Below are 6,700 nucleotides of genomic sequence, written 5' to 3' on the forward strand. Positions count from 1 at the left end.
GGTGCGCGAACTGACCGACACCCGTGCGCGAACTGACCGACACCCGTGCGCGAACTGACCGACACCCGTGCGCGAGCTGGCTCACCCGCTGGGCGAGATTCGACCGCCGCCCGCGACGGGCGGCGGTCCGGCCGGGTCGGTTACGGCACGAAGACCTCGGCCGTGGCCGGGATGGAGGGCCGGTCGGTCCGCACGGTGAGCTGCACTCGCCCGGACCCGGTGTGCACCACCAGGATTGCCGGTGCCGAGCGCTGGCCCGCGGGGACGAACTGGCTGACGCTGCCGGACTGACCGGTGTCGAGGTTGTGCCAGTCGACGACGGCGGTGACATCGCAGGCGAGGAACTGCGGCCCCCAGTAGCCGACGGGCGAGAAGCCCTGGGTGATGCGCAGGACCACCGCATGCGTGGCACCGGGGGCCTCGGAGTACTCGTAGAGCGGGCCGTCGAAGGCGGTGCCGCCGGTGGTGAACATCCCGGCACAGAATCCGTTGCCGAGGGTCCAGGTGGGAGCGAGGTTGAAGCTGTTCTGCTCACAGGAGCGCGGCTCCACATTGGACCAGCCGAGCTGGCACGGGCTGCCGGGGTGCTCGGCATTGGCGGGTGCGGCGGCGACGGCCACGCCCGCGCCCAGGAAGGTGGCGGCGGTCAGGTACCGGATCGTGCGTTTCATGGTCGTACTCCACTCGACGTCGGGCGGTTGTCTACGAGCTGTCGTGCACTGCTACCGGCGGTGTCTACCACGGTTGTCGATCACGCCGGACACGACGGGCCGACCGGTCGGCCTGTATCAATACCGTCGGCCGCACGAGACGGCGTGTTACCCACCCCGGTGACGACCCGTTCGAATCCGAACCACGCGCTATTCCCCCGACGCTCCGGAAGCGTCGCGCACACCCGTGGCGGCCTCGATGACGCGGACCACCCGAGCCGGGTCGTCGATCATCGGCACGTGACCCACCCCGGTGAGCACCTCGAACCGCGCCCCAGGCACCCGTTCCCGCGCGATAGCCCCGTTGACGTCCAGCGGCAGGATACGGTCATGCTCCGACCAGGCGATCGTCATCGGGCACGGCACCGGGTCCAGGGGTGCGATCTCCTCGGTGGAGGACAGGATGTCGCCCGTCACCGCGCAGCCGACGAGATCGCGCACGACGGCGGTGGCGTCCGCGCGGGACAGCCGCTCGCCGTGCTGGGCGACCGAGCGCAGCACCAGTGTGCGCACCGGCGCAACGGCCAGCCCCACCGGCGCGAGAGTGTGTGTGGCCGAGGCCAATCGAGCCAGCCACCGCAGGATCGTGGTGCCGTGCGTCTGCTCCTCGTCTCCGGCCGACCAGAACCCGGCGGGCGACAGCGCGCAGACGGTGCGCGCCCGACCACGCCGGGCGAGTTCCACCGCGATCCACCCGCCGAGCGAGTTACCGGCCAGATGCGCGGTCTCCCAACCCTTCTCATCGAGCAGCCGCTCCATATCGTCGACCAGGTCGCGCACTCGCACCGGCCGCCGCTCCGGTGGCGGGCCGCCCCGATGCCCGCGCAGCGTCGGGGCGAGCACGTCGTGGCGTTCGGACAGGCTGGGCGACAGCTCCTTCCACGCCCGCCCCGACATGGTCACGCCGTGCAGCAACAACAGTGGCGGCTTCGTCATCTCGGCTCCTCCCGATCAGCTCCCCGCACTGTATCGCCGAGCGATGTCACACCTCGGCCGACCGCGTCGTCAACCTGTCGAAGCACCACGAACCCGAACAGGAAAGAGAAGACGATGACCCGGTTCGCCCTGTACGAGAACGAAGTCGCCGCCAAGTTCACCAAGCGCCTGGTGACCGCGGCCCGCGTGATCGACGAGTCCACACTGCCCATGGCCACCCAGGAGCTGGTGAAGATCCGCGCCTCCCAGATCAACGGCTGCGGAATGTGCCTGGATATGCACACCAAGGACGCGGCGCACGCGGGCGAGACGCCGCTGCGCCTGGCCATGGTCGCCGCCTGGCGCGAGTCGACGGTGTTCACCGAGGCCGAACGCGCGGCCCTCGCGCTCACCGAGGAAGGCACCCGCCTGGCCGACAACGGCCGCGGCGTCGCCGAAGAGACCTGGTCCGAGATCCGCAAGCATTACGACGACAACCAGATCGGCGCACTGATCGGCCTGATCGCCACCATCAACGCCTGGAATCGCCTCAATGTCATCGCGGGGCTCCCGGGTGGGGAGTACGTGCCCGGCCAGTGGTGAGAGCCGATCGCACGGCCGCTCCGGCACCCGCCGCAGCGGAGGGAGGCCCGCTCGGCTCGGGCCAGTACGCGGCCGTCACACCGTTCGACGCGTGGACAGAGGAGTGGGACGCACGCAGTGACCGCGGCCGAGCCCGAGTGGCCAGCACACCGGTAGGCCGCGCCGTACCCACCAGTCACACCGACCAGGGTGCATCCGAAACGCCGCACGCCGCCGCCTGCGCGTCCTGACTTCGGGAGCCGGGAAGACGGCCCCGCGACGAGCGTGCACCATGCGCGGAACGATTCACACCGCCCGGATCGGGGTGCGGCGCAATGCCTCGAGCAGATGCCGGACGGCCGGGGTGGGTGGGCCGGGCGGCACGGCGAGCGCCGTGGTCACCGACAGTCCGGTCAACGGCACGATCGCCACCCCGTGCATGCGCGGCAGGGTGGAGACCGCGTAGAACACCGTCCACGACGGTGTGCCGGAAGCGATCTCGGCCAGCGTCTGCTGCAAGGTGGTGAACGGCGGACCGGCGGGCGGGGCGATACCGGCGGTCCGGCACGACTCGGTGATCAGATCGTGGAACGCGGGATTGGCCGCACGGGCCGCCAGTCGCAGGGGAATTCGCCCCAGCTGATCGAGCCGCAGTCCGGGATGCGCGGCGAGGGGGTGGGCGGCGGGCAGCGCCACGTACAGCGGATCGTCCCAGACCTCGAGCACCTCGAGGCCGGGCGCGTGACGCAGGGCGCGCACCAGCGCGGCATCCAATTCACCCGCCCGCACCGCGGCCAGCCGCTCGGCCGGAGGCAGCCGCCGGGGGCGCACCCGCAGGCGTGGTGCGATTCCGGCCAATTCGTTCAGGGCGCGGTAGACCCGGTCGTCGGGCGCGTGGAGGGTGCCCACTCGCAGTACGCCATCGGCCCCCGCCGCGATATCGGTCGCGACCTCGCGCACGCGGTCCGCAGCGGCCAGCACGGCCCGCGCCTCCATCAGCAACCGCTCCCCCGCCCCGGTGAGCCGCACATGCCTGGTCGACCTGTCGAACAGGCGCACCCCGAACTCGCGCTCCAGTCGCGCGATCTGCTGGCTCACCGCCGACTGCACGATGGTCAACCGCTGCGCCGCCCGGCCGAAGCCGCCCTCCTCCGCCACGGCCACGAAGTATTCGAGCTGCCGCAGTTCCACCGTGCCTCCGACCGATCTGGATTCGTGATCACTGTGTGCGGCAACCGCTTCTGGTTCCCGCTTTCTTCCCGAGGTGCACTGATATCGGCACCGAACGAAGGAGCACACCATGTCGTCCACCACCGCCGACGCCCTGATCGTCCCGAACGCGACCGCCGAAACCGTGACACTGCCGCACGGCGGCGCCTTCCACCTGCTCGCCGAGGCCGGTGACACCGCGGGCGCGCTGAGCGTCAACCGACTGACCCTCGGCCCCGGCGCGGACGGCGCCGCACCGCACTGTCACGCCCGGTCCGCGGAACTGTTCTACATCCTCGACGGCACCATGGAGTTCTACCTCGACGGTCGATCCACGACCGTGACGGCGGGCAGCCTGATCATCGTGCCGCCGGGCATGCCGCACGCCTTCGGCGCGGCACCCGGATCGACGGCCGACGTGCTCATCGTCCTCGGGCCGGGAGTGGACCGGTTCGAATACTTCCGCCAGCTCGGCCGCATCCGACACGGACAGGCCGAATTCGCGAGCCTGCTGCCGGAGCAACAGCGTTACGACGTGTACTTCGTGCCCGGTGTGACCTGGCGTCAGAGTTGACGATCGTTGCGCGGCAGCACTGTTCGGCGTCGAGCCGGGAGACCGCGTCCGGCTGGACACCGGTGCGGCGCGCGCACCGGCGGTGTCGATATCGCCGCCCGGTCGAGCGACGACATCCGCAGAGGTGTCGCCGCCCGCCCGCCGAAAATCGGATGCGACGTCCGGGTCGCTACCACTACAGTCGTCCACCGCGCCCGAGTGCACAGGTACCGGCTCTCAGGGCGACCAAACTTCCGCTACGCACGATCGGAGCCCGCGCCGGATGTCCGGCACGGGCTCCGATCGGGTCGGGCGACGCTCAGGAAGCGCCCGAGGATTCGTTCTTCAGGCCCTGCTCGACCGTCTTCGCGTCGGCGTGCACCGCTCCGGGGTCGGTGCCCTCGTCCGCCGCCTGGTCCGGTTCCGGATGCTCCGGGGAGAAGGTGGCGGGCAGATTCTTGATGTGCTTGTTCATGCTCCAGATGAGCAGCACCGTGCCCGCCAGCAGCACCAGGACAATGACGAGGCCCAGCGGGGACGCCTTGCCGAACTCCGGACCGGTCGGGGTGCCGGGGGTCTGGGCGAGCAGGGCTGTGATCATCGGGGGGCTTCCTCGTCGGCGTCTTCGATTCCGGCGAACAGGTCGGTCTCCGGGATGGCGGTGCGCACCCGGGTCTGGGCGAGCTCGAACTCCTCGGTGGGCCACAGCCGCTGCTGCATCTCCAGTGGAATCGCGAAGAACGCGCCGTTCGGGTCGATCTGCGTGGCGTGCGCCCGCAGGGCGTCGTCGCGCTGCGGGAAGTACTTGGCACATTCGACCTGGGTGGTGACCCGAGCCATGATATCGCCGCGCTCGGCGGCGTACTTGCGCATGCGGTCCATCCAGTCCTGCATGGGGAACGGTTCGCCGATGCGCTCGTACTCCTCGGCGAACAGTTCCAGCCGGGCCAGGCTGAAGCCGTGGTTGTAGTACAGCTTCAGCGGCGTCCACGGCTCGCCCGCGTCGGGGAAGCGCTCGGGATCGCCCGCGGCGTCGAACGCGGCCGCCGACACCTTGTGGCACATGATGTGGTCCGGGTGCGGGTAGCCGCCCATCTCGTCATAGGTGGTGATGACGTGCGGCTTGAATTCGCGCACCACCTTCACCAGCGCCTCGGTGGCCTCGTCGAGGGGCACCAGCGCGAAGCAGCCCTCGGGCAGCGGCGGCAGCGGGTCACCCTCGGGCAGCCCGGAGTCCACGAATCCCAGCCAGGTCTGCCGGACGCCGAGCGCCTTGGCCGCCTCCGCCATCTCCTCGCGGCGCACGTCGGAAATCCGGTCGAGAATGCCGGGGATGTTCATGGCGGGGTTCAGGATGTCGCCGCGCTCACCGCCGGTGAGGGTGACGACGAGGACCTCGTGCCCTTCCGCGGCGTAGCGGGCCGTGGTCGCCGCGCCCTTGCTGGATTCGTCGTCGGGATGGGCATGCACCGCCATGAGGCGAAGTCCGCTCACTTCTCGTTCACCTCACCGATCACAGTCTTCACCTCAATGCTCTCCGCCGGGTAGTCCAGGCAGGGGGTGTCAGATCTTCATTCCCTATAGTTCCATCCGATTGTTATTTGTTCCGACCTACCCCCCGGGAGCGCGCAGTGGTGATCCAGAGACCGGCCGACCGGTACGGAACAGCACCGCGCAAGGCCCCCCGATCGGTCCTGATCCTGCTCGGCGTTCTGGTCGTCGTCGCCGGTCTCGTGGTCGCCTACCTGGGCTATCGCCAGTACGGACCGCAGGACATCGTGGCCGAGCGCATCGGCTACGACATCATCGACGACTCCACCGTGACCCTCGACTTCAAGGTCACGCGTGCGGATCCGAACAAACCGGTCGTGTGCTACGTTCGGGCATTGGACCCCGACCAGGTCGAGGTCGGCCGCCGCGAAGTGCTGATCGCGGGCTCAACGGACAAAACCGTCCGGATCGATACCGTCATCCGCACCTCGGCCCGTACGGGCGCGGCCAGCGTCTACGGTTGTAGCGACAAGGTACCCGCCTACCTGCACGCTGGCTGAAAAGTCCGGTAAGCGACCCGCTTTGGCGCTTCTACCTGCGCATTTCCGAATCGTGCTAAAATGACCCGACACACGGTTCCGGACCTCGGAGCCGTGTTTGCTGCATTGGCGGCCAGCGCTGTCGGGTACCTCCCCCAGAGATCGCTCTAGCCGCTCACTGTCGCTGTGCCCGCTCGAGGCGGTTTCGGCGACGGGTATCAGGGAATCCCGGCATGCCGGGAACAACTACTAGGGAGTGATCGAGATGACTGAGACGAACGTGACCTGGCTGACCCCGGAGTCGCACGAGAGGCTCAAGGGCGAACTCGACGCGCTCATCGCCAACCGTCCGGTCATCGCGGCCGAAATCAACGAACGCCGTGAAGAAGGCGACCTCAAGGAGAACGGCGGCTACCACGCCGCGCGTGAAGAGCAGGGCCAGCAGGAGGCGCGCATCCGCCAGCTGCAGGAACTGCTCAACAACGCCAAGGTGGGTGTGCCGCCGAGCAAGTCGGGTGTCGCCCTGCCGGGTTCCGTCGTCAAGGTCTACTACGACGGTGACGAGACCGATACCGAGACGTTCCTGATCGCGACCCGCGAAGAGGGTTTGGGCCGCGCCGACCTGGAAACCTACTCGCCGAACTCGCCGCTGGGCGGCGCTCTGATCGACGCCAAGGTGGGCGAGACGCGCGAGTACACGC

The 6,700-nt window shown here is 69.1% G+C and carries 9 protein-coding genes; 4 read left to right on the forward strand and 5 right to left on the reverse strand.

What is annotated here, in order from left to right:
* Positions 1 to 140: 140 nt before the first annotated feature.
* Positions 141 to 671, reverse strand: a complete 531-nt coding sequence (locus QK444_RS30065; RefSeq protein WP_282785495.1) for a hypothetical protein — start codon at positions 669 to 671, stop codon at positions 141 to 143.
* Between the two features lie 189 nt (positions 672 to 860).
* Entirely contained in the window at positions 861 to 1,646 is a 786-nt protein-coding gene (locus QK444_RS30070) for an alpha/beta hydrolase (RefSeq protein ID WP_282785496.1), read from the reverse strand.
* Positions 1,647 to 1,760: 114 nt separating this feature from the next.
* Here QK444_RS30070 and QK444_RS30075 point away from each other — a divergent pair, with 114 nt between their 5' ends.
* The gene (locus tag QK444_RS30075; protein WP_282785497.1) at positions 1,761 to 2,228 is read left to right on the forward strand and encodes a carboxymuconolactone decarboxylase family protein; all 468 of its coding nucleotides are present in this window, start codon (positions 1,761 to 1,763) and stop codon (positions 2,226 to 2,228) included.
* A 285-nt stretch (positions 2,229 to 2,513) separates the two neighbouring features.
* On the opposite strand, the gene QK444_RS30080 is transcribed toward QK444_RS30075, so the two are convergent.
* The gene (locus tag QK444_RS30080) at positions 2,514 to 3,398 is read right to left on the reverse strand and encodes a LysR family transcriptional regulator (protein ID WP_282785498.1); all 885 of its coding nucleotides are present in this window, start codon (positions 3,396 to 3,398) and stop codon (positions 2,514 to 2,516) included.
* A 109-nt stretch (positions 3,399 to 3,507) separates the two neighbouring features.
* Between QK444_RS30080 and QK444_RS30085 the strand changes: the two genes are divergently transcribed.
* Entirely contained in the window at positions 3,508 to 3,990 is a 483-nt protein-coding gene (locus QK444_RS30085) for a cupin domain-containing protein (RefSeq protein ID WP_282785499.1), read from the forward strand.
* A 298-nt stretch (positions 3,991 to 4,288) separates the two neighbouring features.
* On the opposite strand, the gene QK444_RS30090 is transcribed toward QK444_RS30085, so the two are convergent.
* On the reverse strand, positions 4,289 to 4,570 hold the full coding sequence (locus QK444_RS30090) for a hypothetical protein (RefSeq protein ID WP_282785500.1): 282 nt from the start codon (positions 4,568 to 4,570) through the stop codon (positions 4,289 to 4,291).
* Positions 4,567 to 5,445: a mycothiol conjugate amidase Mca gene (gene mca, locus QK444_RS30095; protein ID WP_029931338.1), complete on the reverse strand. Its 879-nt coding sequence runs from the start codon at positions 5,443 to 5,445 to the stop codon at positions 4,567 to 4,569. The genes QK444_RS30090 and mca overlap by 4 nt, the downstream gene beginning before the upstream one ends.
* Before the next feature lie 155 nt (positions 5,446 to 5,600).
* Here mca and QK444_RS30100 point away from each other — a divergent pair, with 155 nt between their 5' ends.
* Both QK444_RS30100 and greA read left to right on the forward strand, forming a co-directional pair.
* Positions 5,601 to 6,020 carry a DUF4307 domain-containing protein gene (locus QK444_RS30100; protein WP_282785501.1) on the forward strand — a complete coding sequence of 140 codons (420 nt, stop codon included), beginning with the start codon at positions 5,601 to 5,603 and terminating at the stop codon, positions 6,018 to 6,020.
* A gap of 244 nt (positions 6,021 to 6,264) precedes the next feature.
* Positions 6,265 to 6,700 (forward strand): transcription elongation factor GreA (gene greA / locus QK444_RS30105; RefSeq protein ID WP_282785502.1); only part of this gene is annotated, 436 nt, incomplete at its 3' end.

This window comes from Nocardia sp. CC201C (assembly GCF_030010695.1).
Classification (GTDB): Bacteria; Actinomycetota; Actinomycetes; order Mycobacteriales; family Mycobacteriaceae; genus Nocardia; species Nocardia otitidiscaviarum.